At 49.8% G+C, this 16,068-nt stretch carries 17 protein-coding genes; 14 read left to right on the top strand and 3 right to left on the bottom strand.

What is annotated here, in order from left to right; translation table 11 throughout:
• Positions 1 to 14 precede the first annotated feature (14 nt).
• The 4 genes from ACO0LI_RS05360 (at position 15) to ACO0LI_RS05345 (ending at position 2,918) form a co-directional block, all read left to right on the top strand.
• Positions 15 to 620 (top strand): glutaredoxin family protein, encoded by a 606-nt coding sequence (locus ACO0LI_RS05360; RefSeq protein WP_423031431.1) that lies wholly within the window; start codon positions 15 to 17, stop codon positions 618 to 620.
• Positions 621 to 626: 6 nt separating this feature from the next.
• Complete coding sequence (locus tag ACO0LI_RS05355) at positions 627 to 1,046, top strand: DNA polymerase III subunit chi (RefSeq protein ID WP_422978329.1); 420 nt, start codon at positions 627 to 629, stop codon at positions 1,044 to 1,046.
• Position 1,047: 1 nt separating this feature from the next.
• Positions 1,048 to 1,449, top strand: coding sequence for a hypothetical protein (locus tag ACO0LI_RS05350; RefSeq protein ID WP_423031429.1), 402 nt, complete (start codon positions 1,048 to 1,050; stop codon positions 1,447 to 1,449).
• Positions 1,450 to 1,613: 164 nt separating this feature from the next.
• On the top strand, positions 1,614 to 2,918 hold the full coding sequence (locus ACO0LI_RS05345) for a D-amino acid dehydrogenase (protein ID WP_423031427.1): 1,305 nt from the start codon (positions 1,614 to 1,616) through the stop codon (positions 2,916 to 2,918).
• Between the two features lie 242 nt (positions 2,919 to 3,160).
• On the opposite strand, the gene ACO0LI_RS05340 is transcribed toward ACO0LI_RS05345, so the two are convergent.
• On the bottom strand, positions 3,161 to 3,673 hold the full coding sequence (locus ACO0LI_RS05340) for an Lrp/AsnC family transcriptional regulator (RefSeq protein WP_162040309.1): 513 nt from the start codon (positions 3,671 to 3,673) through the stop codon (positions 3,161 to 3,163).
• A gap of 145 nt (positions 3,674 to 3,818) precedes the next feature.
• On the opposite strand from ACO0LI_RS05340, the gene ACO0LI_RS05335 reads away from it, so the two are divergent.
• Positions 3,819 to 4,964, top strand: a complete 1,146-nt coding sequence (locus ACO0LI_RS05335) for a branched-chain amino acid ABC transporter substrate-binding protein (RefSeq protein WP_422953198.1) — start codon at positions 3,819 to 3,821, stop codon at positions 4,962 to 4,964.
• A 192-nt stretch (positions 4,965 to 5,156) separates the two neighbouring features.
• On the opposite strand, the gene ACO0LI_RS05330 is transcribed toward ACO0LI_RS05335, so the two are convergent.
• On the bottom strand, positions 5,157 to 5,465 hold the full coding sequence (locus ACO0LI_RS05330; protein ID WP_422953199.1) for a c-type cytochrome: 309 nt from the start codon (positions 5,463 to 5,465) through the stop codon (positions 5,157 to 5,159).
• Between the two features lie 154 nt (positions 5,466 to 5,619).
• Between ACO0LI_RS05330 and ACO0LI_RS05325 the strand changes: the two genes are divergently transcribed.
• The 4 genes from ACO0LI_RS05325 (at position 5,620) to leuA (ending at position 9,999) form a co-directional block, all read left to right on the top strand.
• Positions 5,620 to 5,850: a TIGR04438 family Trp-rich protein gene (locus ACO0LI_RS05325; protein ID WP_162040306.1), complete on the top strand. Its 231-nt coding sequence runs from the start codon at positions 5,620 to 5,622 to the stop codon at positions 5,848 to 5,850.
• Between the two features lie 83 nt (positions 5,851 to 5,933).
• On the top strand, positions 5,934 to 6,851 hold the full coding sequence (locus tag ACO0LI_RS05320; RefSeq protein WP_422953200.1) for a LysR family transcriptional regulator: 918 nt from the start codon (positions 5,934 to 5,936) through the stop codon (positions 6,849 to 6,851).
• Positions 6,845 to 7,648: a prolipoprotein diacylglyceryl transferase gene (lgt, locus tag ACO0LI_RS05315; RefSeq protein WP_423031425.1), complete on the top strand. Its 804-nt coding sequence runs from the start codon at positions 6,845 to 6,847 to the stop codon at positions 7,646 to 7,648. The genes ACO0LI_RS05320 and lgt overlap by 7 nt, the downstream gene beginning before the upstream one ends.
• A 638-nt stretch (positions 7,649 to 8,286) precedes the next feature.
• A complete protein-coding gene (gene leuA, locus ACO0LI_RS05310) occupies positions 8,287 to 9,999 on the top strand; it encodes a 2-isopropylmalate synthase (protein WP_423031534.1) in 1,713 nt (570 codons plus the stop codon).
• Between the two features lie 3 nt (positions 10,000 to 10,002).
• Here leuA and ACO0LI_RS05305 read toward each other — a convergent pair whose 3' ends face one another.
• Entirely contained in the window at positions 10,003 to 11,502 is a 1,500-nt protein-coding gene (locus tag ACO0LI_RS05305; RefSeq protein WP_423031423.1) for a PLP-dependent aminotransferase family protein, read from the bottom strand.
• A gap of 104 nt (positions 11,503 to 11,606) precedes the next feature.
• Here ACO0LI_RS05305 and ACO0LI_RS05300 point away from each other — a divergent pair, with 104 nt between their 5' ends.
• The 5 genes from ACO0LI_RS05300 (at position 11,607) to ACO0LI_RS05280 (ending at position 15,884) form a co-directional block, all read left to right on the top strand.
• Complete coding sequence (locus ACO0LI_RS05300) at positions 11,607 to 12,068, top strand: OsmC family protein (protein ID WP_422953203.1); 462 nt, start codon at positions 11,607 to 11,609, stop codon at positions 12,066 to 12,068.
• 3 nt (positions 12,069 to 12,071) lie between these two features.
• Positions 12,072 to 12,722: an FMN-binding negative transcriptional regulator gene (locus tag ACO0LI_RS05295; protein ID WP_422953204.1), complete on the top strand. Its 651-nt coding sequence runs from the start codon at positions 12,072 to 12,074 to the stop codon at positions 12,720 to 12,722.
• A gap of 22 nt (positions 12,723 to 12,744) precedes the next feature.
• Positions 12,745 to 13,209 (top strand): GNAT family N-acetyltransferase, encoded by a 465-nt coding sequence (locus ACO0LI_RS05290; protein ID WP_422953205.1) that lies wholly within the window; start codon positions 12,745 to 12,747, stop codon positions 13,207 to 13,209.
• Positions 13,210 to 13,315: 106 nt separating this feature from the next.
• Positions 13,316 to 13,696 (top strand): hypothetical protein, encoded by a 381-nt coding sequence (locus ACO0LI_RS05285; protein ID WP_422953206.1) that lies wholly within the window; start codon positions 13,316 to 13,318, stop codon positions 13,694 to 13,696.
• A 112-nt stretch (positions 13,697 to 13,808) separates the two neighbouring features.
• On the top strand, positions 13,809 to 15,884 hold the full coding sequence (locus tag ACO0LI_RS05280; protein ID WP_422953207.1) for a M13 family metallopeptidase: 2,076 nt from the start codon (positions 13,809 to 13,811) through the stop codon (positions 15,882 to 15,884).
• Positions 15,885 to 16,068 lie beyond the last annotated feature (184 nt).

Below are 16,068 nucleotides of genomic sequence, written 5' to 3'. Positions count from 1 at the left end.
TTGAGGAGAAAAATATGACATTCAATAAAAAGGTCCTGATCTGCAGCATGCTTTCCAGCATTTTTATGGCGACCGCAGCGCAGGCACAATTATATAAATCGGTAGGGCCAGACGGCAAAGTCACTTATAGCGATCAACCGCCAGCAGCCAATCAAAAGGTAGAAAAGAAAAAACTGCCCGATACTCTGGAAGGCGGTAACCTGCCACAGGAACTGGCAATCGTTGTTGCAAAAAATCCGGTCACCCTGTACTCAGCCAATGGCTGTTCACCATGCAATGATGGCCGCAATCTGCTCAAAAGCCTGGGTATACCATTTAACGAAAAAACCGTTAACACGGCAGCAGACCAGGAAAAAATGAAGCAGGTCAGTGGCGACTTGCAAATGCCACTGCTGGTGATTTCCAATGTCAAATTCCGTGGCTATAGCATGGATGAATGGAAAGATGCTTTGAGCAAAGCGGGCTACCCTGCTACCAGCAAACTGCCCAAGGATTACCGCTACGCAGCGGCTGAACCTGCAGCCCCGCCACCGCCGCCAGTCGCCCCCAAAGCGCCAGATGCAGCAAGGCAAGCCGCTACTCCCCAGCCCAAGAAGCCGGATGATGGCTTTAAGTTTTGAGTTCGCATGACACGCATCGATTTTCATAGCAATGTGGCGGACAAACTGAACTACTCTTGCCGCCTGATACGCAAGGCCCACGCTGCCAACTGCAAGATGGTGGTCTATCACCACGACCGTGCCTGGTTGCAGCGCTTGAATGAGACCTTGTGGACGCTGACAGAAGCTGATTTTTTACCGCATGTGATGCTCAGCGATCCATTATCTGCCATGACCCCCATCGTGCTCAGCCACGATGAGCATGCTGCTTGCCCGCATTATGAATTGCTGATCAATCTGACCGCTGCTACCCCTGCCAACTTTACTCAGTTTCAGCGCATGATAGAAGTCATCTCTGCCGATGATGCAGACAAACTGGCCGGGCGTGAGCGCTATCGCCACTACCAGCAACAAGGTCATACTCTTACCCACTCCGTGGCGAAATAAAATGAATAATCAAATAGACGCCAGCATTCCTGTGTTGACTGAAGTCATCAAGCCGGAAGAACTCCTCACGCCACCTGCCAAAGCAGTTGCAACAACTGATAATGCAGGCGCCGATGGCACGGCACAAACTGCCTATGAAACGGCTAGCAATCATTATCCAGGTAAGACAGAAGAAGACTGGCAGGCACTGGAACAAAGCCTGCGTGAAAATGTCTTGCGCCAGGTGCTGACCCGCATTGATTTTGTCCTCGAACACAGGATCAGGGACAACCTGGCCGATGTTTTGCAGATTGCCGTAGCCAATTTATCAACAGAAATACGCTCTGGCTTGCATAAAACCCTGGAAGAAGTCATCACCCGGGCAGTGACTCAGGAAATCACCAAGGCAAAGTCGCCTAAATAATCAAAATAATTAATAATATTTTTATTTTTAAACACAAAGACTTCATCCGCGTTTAAAAATAAAAATCTGAAGTAGCTTTCTGATTACCTGAGAAAGCAAAGTATTTCTACAATCTCCTGCATCGCATACAAAATGCAACACAGATGAAACACAGGAGATTCCCCATGAAAGTCATCGTTCTCGGTTCCGGCATAGTTGGCACTTCGTCTGCCTGGTTTTTAAAAAAACAGGGTCACGAGGTCACCGTCATTGATCGCCAGCCTGGTGCTGCACAAGAAACCAGCTTTGCCAATGGCGGTCAGATTTCTGTTTCACATGCTGAACCATGGGCCAATCCCTCAGCGCCGATGAAGGTCTTGAAATGGCTGGGAAAGGAAGATGCGCCTCTGTTGTTCCGCCCGCGTGCAGAATGGCTGCAATGGCTGTGGGGCCTGAATTTTCTGCGTGAATGCACACCTGGCCGCACGGCAGAAAACATCCGTCAGATCGTCGCCATCTCTGAATACAGCCGCTTGGCTTTGCGCAGCCTGCGTGAAGAAACCGGCATACAGTATGACAACCTGAGCAAGGGCATACTGCACTTCTACACCGATCAAAAAGAGTTCGACATCTCCCTGCCTGCAGCAAAACTCATGCGTGACCTCGGTTGCCCGCGCGATTCTATCGATGCCGATGAAGTGGTACGCAGGGAACCTGCGCTGGCAGGCATACGCGATAAAATCGTTGGTGGAGATTACACCGAAACCGATGAGTCAGGTGACGTCTATCAATTCACGACAGGTTTGGCTGACAAGGCCGCAGCAGCAGGCGTGCAGTTCCAGTTTAATACAACGGTCACACGCTTGTTATCTGAGGGCACTGGTGCCAGCGCCAAAATTACTGGCGTGGAGATCATCGATGCAGCCGGACGTCACAAGACCTTGCATGCGGATGCTTTTGTGGTTGCCATGGGCAGCCACTCACAAGCCCTGTTAAAACCTTTGGGTATCTCCCTGATGATTTATCCGGGCAAAGGCTACTCAGCTACTTATCAAATTACCAATCCTGAGCAGGCTCCTGTTATTTCGCTGACAGATGACGGCTATAAACTCGTGGTGTCGCGCCTGGGCAACCGCCTGCGTGTTGCAGGCACCTGTGAAATCAATGGCTACGGCAGAGACCTCAATACTGCCCGTTGCGAAGCTATTACCAGGCGCACGCGGGAACTGTTTCCGACTGCCTGCGATTACGATAACCCGGTTTACTGGACAGGTTTGCGGCCACTGACGCCTTCTAATGTTCCTTATATAGGCAAATCCCGCATCAGTAATCTTTACCTCAATACTGGCCACGGTACGCTGGGCTGGACCATGGGCGCTGGTTCTGGCCGTGCTATTGCAGACATCGTCTCGGGCGTACAGCCAGACGTGGATTTTGCGTTCACTGGCATGGAACACAAGGCGGGAAAAACCATCCTGCTGCCTGCCTGAGACAAACAAGTTTTATCTCAAGAACTACTCTGATACAGGCAGGGTGTGCTCAGGTGCATCCCTGTCCTGCATGCTAAGCGCCCGCTGAAGCGGGCGTACAAAACAAGTTTCCCCTCACGCAAGTTGCCAGATGGAATCTCTATCTGCAACAGCTTGCGTTCTTTTTGTCATCCAAATACAAGATCCCGGCGTTTACTGGAAAACAGGCTGAATCATTTAGCTTTATGTTGTTTTATCTGGCTTTACTTGCCTTTAATACGTACAGGTAGCTCTTCGGCTTTTTCATCAAAGGCAATACGTGTCGTAAATTTGGCACGCTTCATGGGGAAACGGGAATGGAAATGCCGCACATTGCCAGAGCCGGAAATGGCGCGCCGCACAAATTGGTAATAAGCGTCCATGTCTATCACATGCACCACCAGGAAATAGTCATACTCCCCAGACACAAAATAACATTGCATGACCTCGGCTTCCTTGTTCATGCGGGTCTCAAATTCACGCATGAATTCATCCGACTGATTGATCAGCGATACCTCCAGAAAAGCCAGCATGCCATAGCCAAGGGCGAAGCTATCGACCATCGCTACTTCAGCGCTGATGACGCCCGCTTCACGCAGTTCCCGTATGCGGCGCAGGCAGGTGGGTTGGGAGATATGCAGCTTGTCTGCCAGTACCCTGGTCGGGGTTTGGTTGTCTTTTTGCAGGAGGTTCAGGAGCTTGCGATCAAGCTTGTCAAGGGTGCGATATTGGGGCATATAAAAAACGTCAGTTTGGAGAAAAAACCACACAAAATAGCTTTGCGAAATATTTTTTCTGTTGTACCTTCTTGCTGTTCAGTTATCTGAATAAGTCAGAGATGCAGTACTGTTATCCTACTTTTTAATCCTTAGGAGTATGTTCATGTCGTTCAAAACTAAAATGATTCCACTGGCTGGCGCAATTGCTTTCGCTTTCGCTGGTGCTGCGGCAGCTCAAGATCTGGTTGTAAAAATTGGTCACGTTGGCCCTATCTCCGGCGCGATCGCCCACTTGGGTAAAGACAATGAAAACGGCGCCAAAATGGCGATCGAAGAACTGAACGCCAAAGGCGTGATGATCGGCGGCAAAAAAGCCAAATTCGAATTGCTGACTGAAGATGACGCTGGCGATCCAAAACAAGGCACAACCGTAGCACAAAAACTGGTTGACGCGAAAGTAAACGGCGTTATCGGTCACTTGAACTCCGGTACAACTATCCCTGCCTCCAAAATCTACAACGATGCTGGCATCGTTCAAATCTCCCCATCAGCAACTAACGTTGACTACACCAAACAAGGTTTCAAAGGTGCATTCCGCGTGGTAGCGAATGACGGCCAGCTGGGTGGCACACTGGGTCGTTTTGCTGTGCAAATCAACCACGCTAAAAAAGTCGCTGTGATTGATGATAAAACTGCATACGGCGAAGGCGTGGCAAAAGAATTTATCAAAGGCGCCAAAGGCAAGGGTGCTGACATTGTTGTGCAAGAGCATACAACAGATAAATCTACAGATTTCAGCGCCATCCTGACCACAATCAAAGCTAAAAACCCAGACGTCATCTTCTTCGGTGGTATGGATGCGGTTGCAGGTCCTATGCTGCGTCAGATGAAAGCACTGGGCATCACAGCCAAATTCATGGGCGGCGACGGTATCTGTACAGCTGACTTGGTTAAACTGGCTGACAACGGCATCGGCGAAGGCCAGGTAGTTTGCGCTGAAGCTGGCGGTGTTCTGGATGCACAGAAGAAAGTCAATGACGACTGGAAAGCTGCATTCAAGAAAAAATTTGGTGTAGAAGTCCAGATTTATGCACCATATGTCTATGACTCCGTCATGGTCATGGTAGAAGCAATGAAAAAAGCTGGTTCTGCTGACCCAGCCAAATACCTGCCAGAGTTGAAGAAAATCCATTACAAAGGCGTAACAGGCGACATCGCATTTGATGACAAAGGCGATATCAAAGACGGCACACTGACTTTGTACACATACAAAGGCGGCAAACGTGATCTGCTGCGCGTAGTCAAGTAAGTTAGCGGCTTATTTAGCGGCTTAAATAATATTTGCGCCAAACAAGGGCTTGCAGCGACAAACTGCAAGCCCTTGCGAAACTGAAACAGTTCAGCAAGCAGATATGATGAACAATAAAAAACCTGGCTTATGCCAGGTTTTTTATTGTTCATCAGTTTGATACAGATCAATTTATCCATATCAAACCAGAATTCATTTCAAACTCAACACCCATTTAACCAGGGTTTTTGCTTCTGCATCACTTACCTGGGCATTTGGTGGCATGGCAACCGGGCCCCATGTACCTGAACCACCCTTTAATACCTTTTGTATCAGTTTGGCTTCAGCAGTCTTGTCGCCGGCGTATTTCTTGGCCACATCCTTAAAAGCAGGACCCACAACCTTGTTATCGACTGCGTGACAGGCCATGCAGTTTTTTGCTTTTGCCAGATCAGCATTCGCCCAAGCCGAGCCAGAAACCATCATTGCCAATACCGAACCTACCAATAAAGAATATTTCATTGCTTTCTCCAGGTTAAAAACTCACTTATTCTACCGCCTTTTGACAATTTTAACGTTTATCTACATACCGGGGTTGACCTGCAGTAAAATTAAGGAAACTCTGTGATCTGTAACAAAGAGTTTGAAAGTTTTTCCCAGAAAAAGGATGTATCCCATGTTCATCATCATCGTTTTATTCATCATGCTCGTATTGAAGCTGGCAGATGTATGGATTTTTGCCACCATGTCATGGTGGTGGATTATTGGTGGTGCTGGTGCAGCATTTGCCTGGTTTGAAGTTCTTGAACGTATGCTGGGTCTGGACAAACGCAAAGATCATGCACATTTTGAAAAAATCCAGAAAGAACGCGTCAAACGCGCTTTTGACAAAAACACCCGCCGCTAATGACAGCACCTGGATCTTTCCCGGATTATTTTTGCGTATCTGCAGCATTCTGACACAACATAAAATACCGGCTGAGCTGCCAGATGTCTTTACCTGAATTACGAAATCTAGAACTACGCCAGTTACGCTACTTCCTGGCTGTGGCGGAAGAAATGCACTTTGGCAGGGCAGCTGCGCGCCTGCACATGACCCAGCCACCTCTGTCGCAAGCCATACAGGCACTCGAAGCCATCCTTGGGGCAGAACTGTTTATCCGCAATACGCGCAATATCTCGCTGTCGTCTGCCGGGATGGCGCTACTGCCGGAAGTCAGGCGCTTGCTGGCACAGGCGCAATCCCTGCCTGAACTGGCACAGAGAGCCGCCAGCGGCACTTATGGTCACTTATCCCTGGCGTTTGTATCTATCGCTGATTACAGCGTACTGCCGCCTGCTCTGCGGGAATTTCGCCGCCATCATGCCGATGTCCACATAGAATTACGAGAAGCAACCACAGACGTACAATTGCAGGCACTGGAAAACGGCGAAATTGATGCAGGTTTTTTGATACCGCCACTTCCAGACAAGTTGCAAAACCTGTTCAATTATCAAAAAGTGCTGTCTGAACCATTAATGCTGGCAGTACCAGAAAACCACGCAAAAGGACGCCAGCAACTGCGCCTCAGCGATTGCACTGACTTGCCGTTGATACTGTTCCCTCGCAAAATTGCCCCGGCTTTGCATGATGCCATCCTCGGTTGCTTCCATGCTGCAGGCCTGACGCCTGCCATCGGCCAGGAAGCCATACAGATGCAAACCATCGTCGGTTTAGTCTCGGCTGGCATGGGAATCGCACTTGTGCCACAATCCGTCTCAAATTTGCAGCGCCCTGGCGTTTTGTATTTCGATTTGCCGGAAGCCAGCGCCACCGTTGAAATTGGCCTGGCCTGGCGCAAGGACAATCATTCTGCCGTGCTGGCCGCATTTGCGCACCTGTTTAACTTACCAAATCATCCATGCTGACTCATCCAAATCCTGATCCTGTCGCGTTCCACTTAGGCCCTGTTTCTGTCCACTGGTACGGCATCATGTACCTGATAGCCTTTGCCCAATTTATTGCCCTGGGCCGCGTCCGGCTCAAACAACCGCATATCGCCGCACAGGGATGGACACGCGAACATATCGACGACATGCTGTTTTTCGGTGTGCTGGGTGTGATACTCGGCGGCCGCCTCGGTGAAGTATTTTTCTATGGTTTTTCATATTACATGGAACACCCGCTGGAAATATTTGCGGTCTGGAAAGGCGGCATGTCTTTTCACGGTGGCTTCATTGGCGTACTGATTGCCATGTCGCTATGGGCACGCAAAGCCAAGTTTCATCTTGCAGACGTGTACGACTTCATCGCGCCGCTGGTGCCGCTGGGTTACGCTGCCGGTCGTTTAGGTAATTTCATCAACCATGAATTGCCAGGCCGCATCGCATCGGCAGATTTGCCGTGGGCGATGATCTGGCCAGGTATTGGCCACCCGGTTCACCCTTCACCCATTTATCAGGCATTGGTAGATGGTTTGCTGGCATTCGTCATACTGTGGATATATGCATCCAAGGCCAGACCGCGTCTGGCCGTAGGTGCCTTATACGTTACGCTGTATGGCTGCGCCCGCTTCTTCACGGAATATTTCCGCACCCCGGATTATGAAGTCAATATTCTCGGCGCGACAATTTCAGCCGGGCAGATGTTGTCATTCCCCATGATTATCGGCGGGCTGCTGCTATTGGGTTTCGCCTACAGGAACAATAAAAAATCAGGTTCGTGAGAAGCTGATTTTTGTATGGCTGTTAATCTGCCTGGACGGCATTTCATTGAGATTGCGTTGCGATGAAATGCCGTTCAGTCAGCGCATAGACAAGCAAACAAAAAATACTGCTTGACGTGCACAGGCAAAATCTTTTACAGTAATTGCATGAACTCTTTTTTGACATCGACATCTGCAAGAAAAACTGCTGACAGCGCCAAGCTGCAAGCAGCGCTGTCGTCTGTGTCTGCCTCTCTAGTTCTACTACCATCTATAGCAAGCTCGCTACTATAAGTAAGCAGCTTGTCCAGTTTTAATTGGCATACCTGCCAGATTAAAACATCAGTATCAAAAATTACCTTTATACCCCAGTAATACCCAGCACAGGCTTCCTGACATCAGGAAAAACAGCATGACACCATCAGGCACATCAGCAAAGAATTCAGCAGACGTAATCAGCGTCATGTCTGGCTTTGCCCGTCCACAGTCTGCGCTGCAAAGTCGTTACGGCCTGCTAGCGCTACGACTACTGATCGGTTAACCGGCCTCGCGTATCTCTGTGGCAGCCGGTTAGCTTAGCGTCGCCACATCCCCACGAATTCAACAAATTGAAAATATCAGCGCCTTGCTGAGGCACTGTGCCAGCCCAAGGAAAAAACATCATGATGAGTAATCCAGCAAAAAAATATCAAGCCTTCCCGACTATCGCTTTGCACGACAGGCAATGGCCCAGTCGCAGCATCAGCAAAGCACCGATATGGATGAGTACAGATTTGCGTGATGGTAACCAGGCGCTGATAGAACCCATGGACGCAAAGAAAAAACTCAGGTTCTTTGAAATGCTGGTCAAGATAGGTCTTAAAGAAATTGAAGTCGCCTTCCCTTCTGCATCAGAAACTGATTTTGCCTTTGTCCGCAAACTCATAGAAGAACAACGCATACCAGATGACGTGACGATAGAAGTATTGACGCAATCCCGCGAAGACCTGATACGCCGCACCATCGATTCCGTACGCGGAGCCAAGCGTGCGATCGTGCATTTGTATAACCCGATAGCACCCGCTTTCCGTCGCATCGTATTTGACAAATCGCGTGAAGAAGTCAAACAGATTGCCACTGATGGCACGCGCCTCATCAAGCAACTCACGGATGCCATGCCTGAGACAGAATGGGTGTTTGAATATTCACCAGAAACCTTCAGCATGGCCGAGCTGGATTTTTCCAAAGAGGTGTGTGACGCCGTTGCCGCCATCTGGCAACCTACCGTCGAACGCAAGATGATCATCAACCTGCCAACCACTGTCGAATGCGCAACGCCGAATGTGTATGCCGACCAGATAGAATGGATGGACAGGAATCTGGCGCGACGCGACGCCATTATCCTCAGCGTACATCCTCACAATGACAGGGGCACGGCAGTCGCCGCAGCAGAGCTTGCGGTCATGGCGGGCGCAGACAGGGTTGAAGGCTGCTTGTTTGGAAATGGTGAACGCACCGGCAATGTCGATCTTGTCACACTGGCCTTGAATTTATATACCCAGGGTGTAGATCCTGGCCTGGACTTTTCTGACATCAATAGCGTCAGGCAGTGCGTGGAAGAATGCAATCAATTACCTGTGCATCCGCGCCATCCTTATGTCGGCGATCTCGTCTTTACGGCATTTTCTGGCTCACATCAGGATGCCATCAAAAAAGGCTTTGCCCAGCAACAAAAAGACGCGATATGGGAAGTGCCTTACTTGCCGATAGACCCGGCTGACCTTGGCCGCAATTATGACGCCGTGATACGCGTGAATAGCCAGTCTGGCAAAGGCGGCATGGCATTTTTGCTGGAACAGGAATATGGCATCAGCATGCCAAGGCGCATGCAAATTGAATTCAGCCGTGTTGTGCAAACGGCTGCCGACGACAGCGGCAAGGAAATGACGGCACAACAGATACACCAGATTTTCAGCGACAGTTACCTTTCGCCAGCAGCGCCCATCAGTTATCAAGCTCATCATGCAAACCCGGTCCTGCATCACAGGACATCACCATCCGATCCGGCACAAGTATCCTTGCATGTCGATCTGCTGCACCATGGACAGCCACAAGCTATCCAGGGTACAGGTCATGGTATTGTTGAAGCGCAGATCAATGCCTGCCAGGCACTTGGATATCAAATCAGGATCATCGACAAGCAAGAACAGCAAGTGACGCAGCATGGCCGTTCACAGTACATCAGCATCATCGAAGCACGCGTCAATGATGGCAGCAGCCAGTATGGTGCAGGCATAGCTGACGATGCGACAACAGCTAGCATGCGCGCCATCATCAGTGTCATTAATCGCCATGCAAACGCAGATACGGCAGTGCAGATGATCGCCGCCTGATCCCTAATGAGCAGCTTTGAAGAGCGTAGCCAGCTTGCTGACGCTGCGCTCTATCTCTGCACAAGTCAGTGAAGCAAAGCCCAGTAACAGGCCGCCAGGACTTTCTGCTGGCCTGTTTGTTTTCCCGGGCACATCGGCATAGTGACCGAGGCCGCGCAATTCCAGTCCAATTTCTTGCCCTGCTTCTATGATCTGTTCTTCATCATAAGCCTGTTTGAAATACACAGCCAGATCCAGCCCACCATCTTGCGCACCGCAGACAAGTTCATCTGCCAATTGCTTTTCCAGACAACTCACTAAACATGCCTGTCGTTCTGCATAGACTTTTCTGGTGCGCTTGATATGCCTGCCGAAATGGCCTTTTGCAATAAAGTCTGCCAATGTCATTTGCGGCATGATGCTGGTATGTTTATCGATGACAGCCTTGGCTTGTATCATCGGCTCCAGCAATTTTTCTGGCAGCACCAGATAACCTAAACGCAGGCCAGGGAATAACACCTTGGAGAGAGTACCTACATAGATCACGCTCTGATGTGTATCCAGACTTTGCAGAGATGCCAGTGGTGAACTACCAAAACGGTATTCACTATCATAGTCGTCTTCCACTATCCATACCGCATTTGCCTGAGCCCATTCAAGCAAAGCCATGCGCCTTTGCAGGCTCATGGTCATGCCCAATGGCATCTGGTGAGAAGGTGTGACGACAGCGACTTTCGCATCGGGATAATGCATCGCTGCGTATGCGACATCCATGCCTTCATCATCCACGGGCACGGCACAGATATCAGCTTGTGACGCATGCAGTGCGGCTGTGGTACCGCGGTAGCATGGATATTCCACCACGGCCTTTTCACCCGGATCAAGCAACATGGTACTCAGCAAATACAGCGCCTGCTGCGAACCGGAAGTGATCAGGATTTGTTCCGGCGCGCAGTTCACACCACGTGCTGCCTTCAGATACACAGCCAGCAATTCACGCAAGGCCAGATGACCGGCAGGATCACCATAACCCAGTTGCCCTTTGGGATGGCGGCAATGCCGCGCTTCCAGCCGCGCCCATATATCAAATGGGAATAAATCCAGATCAGGCATGCTGACCCTGAACGCTTTTACACTGCCCTGATGAAAGCGCGTGCTGCCGCGTGGGTCTATATGCTGAAGTCCGCGTTTTGAAATCCTGTCCAGTAGCCGTGCCGCAGGTATATCGCCGGCCCTTGCCTTGGTGCGTTCTGCAATTGCAGGCAAATCTTCATTCACAAAAGTGCCTTGCCCTACCGAACCACGCAGATAACCTTCTGCCAGTAATTGATCATAGGCATTCAAGACCGTCTGCCGGGAAATATTCAGCACCTGACAAAACTCGCGGCTGGGTGGCAATTGCATACCTGGCAGCATCTGGCCTGTCAATATACTTTTTCGAATTTCGGCGTACAACTGCCTGTACAAGGGCTGGCTGTCTTGTCTGTCCAGGGCAATCCCGGCAATCATTTGAGAAATGTGCATGCGTTCACCAAAATTGGCATTCTTATTTTTTACAAAATTGGTACTTTTCAATAGCCAATACCAAGCATAAGATTAGCGTAATTTCAAGGCAAGGGAGTAAAAAAATGCATCAATACCAGGCAAAAATCTTATGGGAACGTGGTGAACAGGTTTTTAGCGACAATCGTTACAGCCGTGCACATGCATGGGAATTTGACGGCGGCCTGGTAGTGCCGGCATCGTCATCCCCTTTGTCTGTTCCAGTACCGATGTCGGAAGAAAAAAATGTCGATCCGGAAGAGGCGCTGGTTGCTGCGCTGGCATCTTGCCATATGCTGTTTTATTTATTCTTCGTTGCCAAACGTGGCTACGTGGTGGATCAATACAGTGACCTGGCGATAGGCATCATGGATAAAAATGCCAAAGGCAAGCAAGCGATTACCCGCATCCATCTACGTCCTCAGGAAAGCTATAGTGGTGATAAGCAACCCAATTTGCAGGAACGTGAAGAACTCCATCATATGGCACATGAACACTGTTATATCGCCAACTCCATTAACGCCGAAGTCATCATAGAAATCGAGTAAGCCATGTACATGCCCAGTCATTTTGCTGAAGAACGCATCGATGTTTTGCACACGCTGATACAGGCGCATCCACTGGCCGCGCTAGTCAGCTTGCTGGATGGTGAACTGGAGGCGAATCACATTCCCTTCATCGTTTCACCACCAAGCGCAGATACACCTTATGGCGTCTTGCGGGGCCATGTCGCCCGCAATAATCCAGTCTTGCAAAGCGCCAGTTCAGGCACGGATGCACTAGCGATTTTCCAGGGCCCACAAGCCTATATCAGCCCGCGCTGGTATGAAGAAAAGCAGCGCAGCGGTGCTGTCGTGCCGACCTACAACTACGCAGTCGTGCATGTGCACGGCCCCATGCGCATCGTCGAAGACCGGCAAGAATTTTTGTACCTGCTCAGCGAGCTTAGCGATAACTTTGAGCGCAAGTTCGACCAGCCATGGAAAGTCAGCGATGCGCCTGCAGAATATATAGACCGCATGATGGACATGATAGTTGGCATAGAAATCCCGGTACGCCGCATCAGCGGCAAATGGAAAACCAGCCAGAACAAAAGCACGCAAGACAGGGTGAATATGGTGGATGGATTACGCGAACAACATGACCCTGCCTCGCATGCACTGGCAAGTACCATGGAACAGCAATTGTTCGAAACCGAATAAAACGAAACGACAAGGAAAAGAGATGAGTAAAGTAGTAGTACGTGCCGTCACCAAAGAAGATTTCGCTAACTGGTCTGTGCTATGGGAAGGCTATAACCAGTTCTATGAACGCACTGGCCCAAATGCCTTGCCAGAAACCGTAACGCTCAGGACCTGGGAGAGGTTTTTTGACTGCTATGAACCGATATACGCTCTGGTCGCTGAGCAGGATGGGCAACTGGTCGGGCTCGCGCATTATCTGTATCACAGGACCACCAGCCGTATCGAAGCCAGTTGCTATCTGAATGACTTGTTCACCAGTTCTGATAAACGTGGTCAGGGTGTGGGCCGTGCCTTGATAGAAGCGGTGTATGAGCAGGCAAAACTGGCTGGTTCTACAGTTGTCTATTGGGGAACCCATGAAACCAATGAAACAGCGCAAAAACTATATCGTCAGGTGGCAGACCGGTCAGGATTTATTCTGTACAAAAAAATCCTGACGCCTTGAGTAAATCAGCAAATAAATAAAAGATATTCATTCATTTACAAGAACGGCGCGGGTAGGCAATATGTCTCTTCCCATTTAGAGAACCCCTATTCGCCCTGCTCTTTTCATGAAACTGATTTTCCTGCTCGTATGTGTACTTGGCCTGGCCTACGGATCAAGATTATTGCAAATCGCCCTTTGGCCAAAAGTACAGGTGCGTGTGGTCAGCAGTAGAGAAGAAGTCACTGGCAAGGATGAGGGCTTCACCACAGGCTGGCTGCATGCCGAGCTGGAATACTGGTATCAGTCACGACAATATCTGGTGCAATGGCGTGGTGACCTCATGCGTCACCGCCCCTTGCCGGATAGCTTATGGATGGTCGTGCCGCCTGCCAGACCTGGGCATCCCCGCTTTCCTGTTCCGGTAATCCGGCCAGTCATCGTGCTGGCCATCAGCCTGATTGGCCTGGCGAGCCAGTTGCCAGGCATCTTCCCTGGTATTTTTTAATCATCATATTTGCCGTTCTGCAGCATAAGTTTCTCTAAATTCTCTGAACTTTAGGGAAATTGAAGCATCTACCATTCTTTCCTCACAACAAGCTTCATAGCCAGGACATACCATGTCACGTACCCTTATTTCTCTTGCTCTTGCCAGCCTGTTTACCAATATGCTGGCAACGCCTGCTTATGCACAAAATGCAAGCACAAGTACTAATAGCACGATCGCTGCCCACAAACTACAATCGGGCATTGATTTGCAATGGATGGATAAAAACGTCAGGCCACAGGATGATTTTTACCAGCACATGTCGGGCAAATGGCTGGCGACTGCAGAAATACCGGCTGACCGTGGCCGCTTTGGTTCATTTGACCAGTTGCGTGAACTGTCAGAGCAAAGGTCTTACGACATCATCCAGGGTCTGGCTGCCAGCAAGCAATTGACGGCTGATTCCAACCAGAAAAAAATTGCTGACCTGTTTAACAGCTTCATGGATGAAGCCCGCGCCAACGCGCTTGATCTCAAACCGCTGCAAAGCCAGTTTGCCCGTATTGATGCCATTACCGATAAATCAAAACTGCCAGCCTTGATGGCAGAACTCAGCAAGCTTGGTGTCAACACGCCTGTTGTGGCGGGCATTAACCAGGATGCGCGTGACTCCAGCCGCTATGCGGTATATCTGAGCCAAAATGGCCTGACCATGCCTGATCCTGATTATTATCTGAAACAGGATGATGCGAAGTGGCAGGGTTTCCGCGACGCTTATCTCAAACATCTGGAAAAAATGCTGGGTATGAGCGGCCAAACCAAGCCGGAACAAGGCGCAGCCGCCGTCATGGCGCTGGAAACCGACATCGCCAAAATACAATGGACCAAGGTAGAAAACCGGAAACCGGTTAAAACCTATAACAAGATGGACCTGAAACAGCTTGAGCAATTAATGCCCGGCTTTGACTGGGGAACTTATTTCAATCAGACAGGCATGGCAGGCAAAATGGATGATGTCATTGTGCGTCAGCCTGATTTTTTCAGTAACCTGGCCAAGGTCATCGCTGACACCCCGCTAGATACATGGAAAACTTATCTTAAATGGCAAACCCTGACTGCCTATGCCCCCTTCCTTAGCCAGCGCTTTGTCGATCAGGATTTTGAATTCACCAGTAAAACTTTGCGCGGTGTCCCGGCCAATCAGGCGCGCTGGAAACGTGGCGTAGGCCGGGTGGAAGAGGCGCTGCCAGAAGCATTGGGGCAATTGTATGTGGAAAAATATTTCCCGCCAGAGAACAAGGCGCGCATGCAAACCATGGTCAGTAATTTGTTGCTGGCCTATAAGCAAAGCATAGAAACCCTGAGCTGGATGAGCCCGGAAACCAAGAAAGAAGCGCTGGCCAAACTGGCCAAATTCAATTCCAAGATAGGCTACCCTGATCAATGGCGCGACTACAGCAAACTGGCCATTGCCAAGGACGATCTGGTCGGCAATATCATACGTGGCCGTGAATATGAATATCAGCGCCAACTGGCAAAACTGGGCAAACCAGTCAGCCGTACTGACTGGGGCATGAGCCCGCAAACCGTGAATGCTTATTACAATGCACGCCAGAATGAAATCGTCTTCCCGGCAGCGATATTGCAGCCACCATTCTTTAATGCGGCAGCCGACGATGCCGTCAATTATGGCGGTATAGGTGCAGTCATAGGACATGAAATCAGCCACGGTTTTGATGACTCTGGCAGCGAATTCGACGGCGATGGCAATTTGCGTGTATGGTGGACCAAGGAAGACAAGGCCAACTTTGGCAAACTGACAGCAGCCATGATTGCACAGTACAGTGCCTATAGCCCTTTACCTGGCTACAAGGTCAACGGTGCGCTGACCCTGGGTGAAAATATTGCTGATAATTCCGGCTTGTCCATCGCTTACAAAGCCTACCAGATCTCACTCGGTGGCAAGCCAGCACCAGTGATTGATGGCTACACTGGCAATCAGCGTGTCTTTATGGGTTGGGCACAAGTCTGGCGTGGTAAATCACGCGATGGCGAAACCATACTGCGAGTGAGTACCGATTCACATTCACCCTCAGAGTTCCGCGGCAATGGCCCCTTGACGAATTTGCCAGAATTTTACTCTGCCTTTGGCGTCAAGGAAGGCGACAAGATGTATGTCGCGCCTGAAAAGCGCATCACCATCTGGTAATTAATATTCAGACAAAGGTGGGCAGAAATGCCCCCTTCTTTATGGAAATAGCCATAAAATAAGATGGACATTTGCCTGAAGGTAATTGTCGGTACAGGCTTTTACAAAAAACGGGCGGAAGCTTATCAGTGTCGCAATGACGATATAGCCCGGTTGTGGCAAAATAGCCGGGATTGAATTTCCA

The sequence above is a fragment of the Undibacterium sp. Tian12W genome, from assembly GCF_049339405.1.
Lineage (GTDB): Bacteria > Pseudomonadota > Gammaproteobacteria > Burkholderiales > Burkholderiaceae_D > Undibacterium.
Note: the sequence above shows the minus strand (reverse complement) of the source record. Positions and strands in the feature narration are given on the sequence as shown.

What these genes read in the sequence shown, in the direction of transcription:
- ACO0LI_RS05290 (WP_422953205.1), top strand. Translation starts at nt 12,745, where the DNA reads ATGAGTAAAGTAGTAGTACGTGCCGTCACCAAAGAAGATTTCGCTAAC.
- ACO0LI_RS05320 (WP_422953200.1), top strand. Translation starts at nt 5,934, where the DNA reads ATGTCTTTACCTGAATTACGAAATCTAGAACTACGCCAGTTACGCTAC.
- ACO0LI_RS05295 (WP_422953204.1), top strand. Translation starts at nt 12,072, where the DNA reads ATGTACATGCCCAGTCATTTTGCTGAAGAACGCATCGATGTTTTGCAC.
- ACO0LI_RS05300 (WP_422953203.1), top strand. Translation starts at nt 11,607, where the DNA reads ATGCATCAATACCAGGCAAAAATCTTATGGGAACGTGGTGAACAGGTT.
- ACO0LI_RS05330 (WP_422953199.1), bottom strand. Translation starts at nt 5,465, where the DNA reads ATGAAATATTCTTTATTGGTAGGTTCGGTATTGGCAATGATGGTTTCT.
- ACO0LI_RS05280 (WP_422953207.1), top strand. Translation starts at nt 13,809, where the DNA reads ATGTCACGTACCCTTATTTCTCTTGCTCTTGCCAGCCTGTTTACCAAT.
- ACO0LI_RS05350 (WP_423031429.1), top strand. Translation starts at nt 1,048, where the DNA reads ATGAATAATCAAATAGACGCCAGCATTCCTGTGTTGACTGAAGTCATC.
- lgt (WP_423031425.1), top strand. Translation starts at nt 6,845, where the DNA reads ATGCTGACTCATCCAAATCCTGATCCTGTCGCGTTCCACTTAGGCCCT.
- ACO0LI_RS05360 (WP_423031431.1), top strand. Translation starts at nt 15, where the DNA reads ATGACATTCAATAAAAAGGTCCTGATCTGCAGCATGCTTTCCAGCATT.
- ACO0LI_RS05340 (WP_162040309.1), bottom strand. Translation starts at nt 3,673, where the DNA reads ATGCCCCAATATCGCACCCTTGACAAGCTTGATCGCAAGCTCCTGAAC.
- ACO0LI_RS05285 (WP_422953206.1), top strand. Translation starts at nt 13,316, where the DNA reads ATGAAACTGATTTTCCTGCTCGTATGTGTACTTGGCCTGGCCTACGGA.
- ACO0LI_RS05355 (WP_422978329.1), top strand. Translation starts at nt 627, where the DNA reads ATGACACGCATCGATTTTCATAGCAATGTGGCGGACAAACTGAACTAC.
- ACO0LI_RS05325 (WP_162040306.1), top strand. Translation starts at nt 5,620, where the DNA reads ATGTTCATCATCATCGTTTTATTCATCATGCTCGTATTGAAGCTGGCA.
- ACO0LI_RS05345 (WP_423031427.1), top strand. Translation starts at nt 1,614, where the DNA reads ATGAAAGTCATCGTTCTCGGTTCCGGCATAGTTGGCACTTCGTCTGCC.
- ACO0LI_RS05305 (WP_423031423.1), bottom strand. Translation starts at nt 11,502, where the DNA reads ATGCACATTTCTCAAATGATTGCCGGGATTGCCCTGGACAGACAAGAC.
- ACO0LI_RS05335 (WP_422953198.1), top strand. Translation starts at nt 3,819, where the DNA reads ATGTCGTTCAAAACTAAAATGATTCCACTGGCTGGCGCAATTGCTTTC.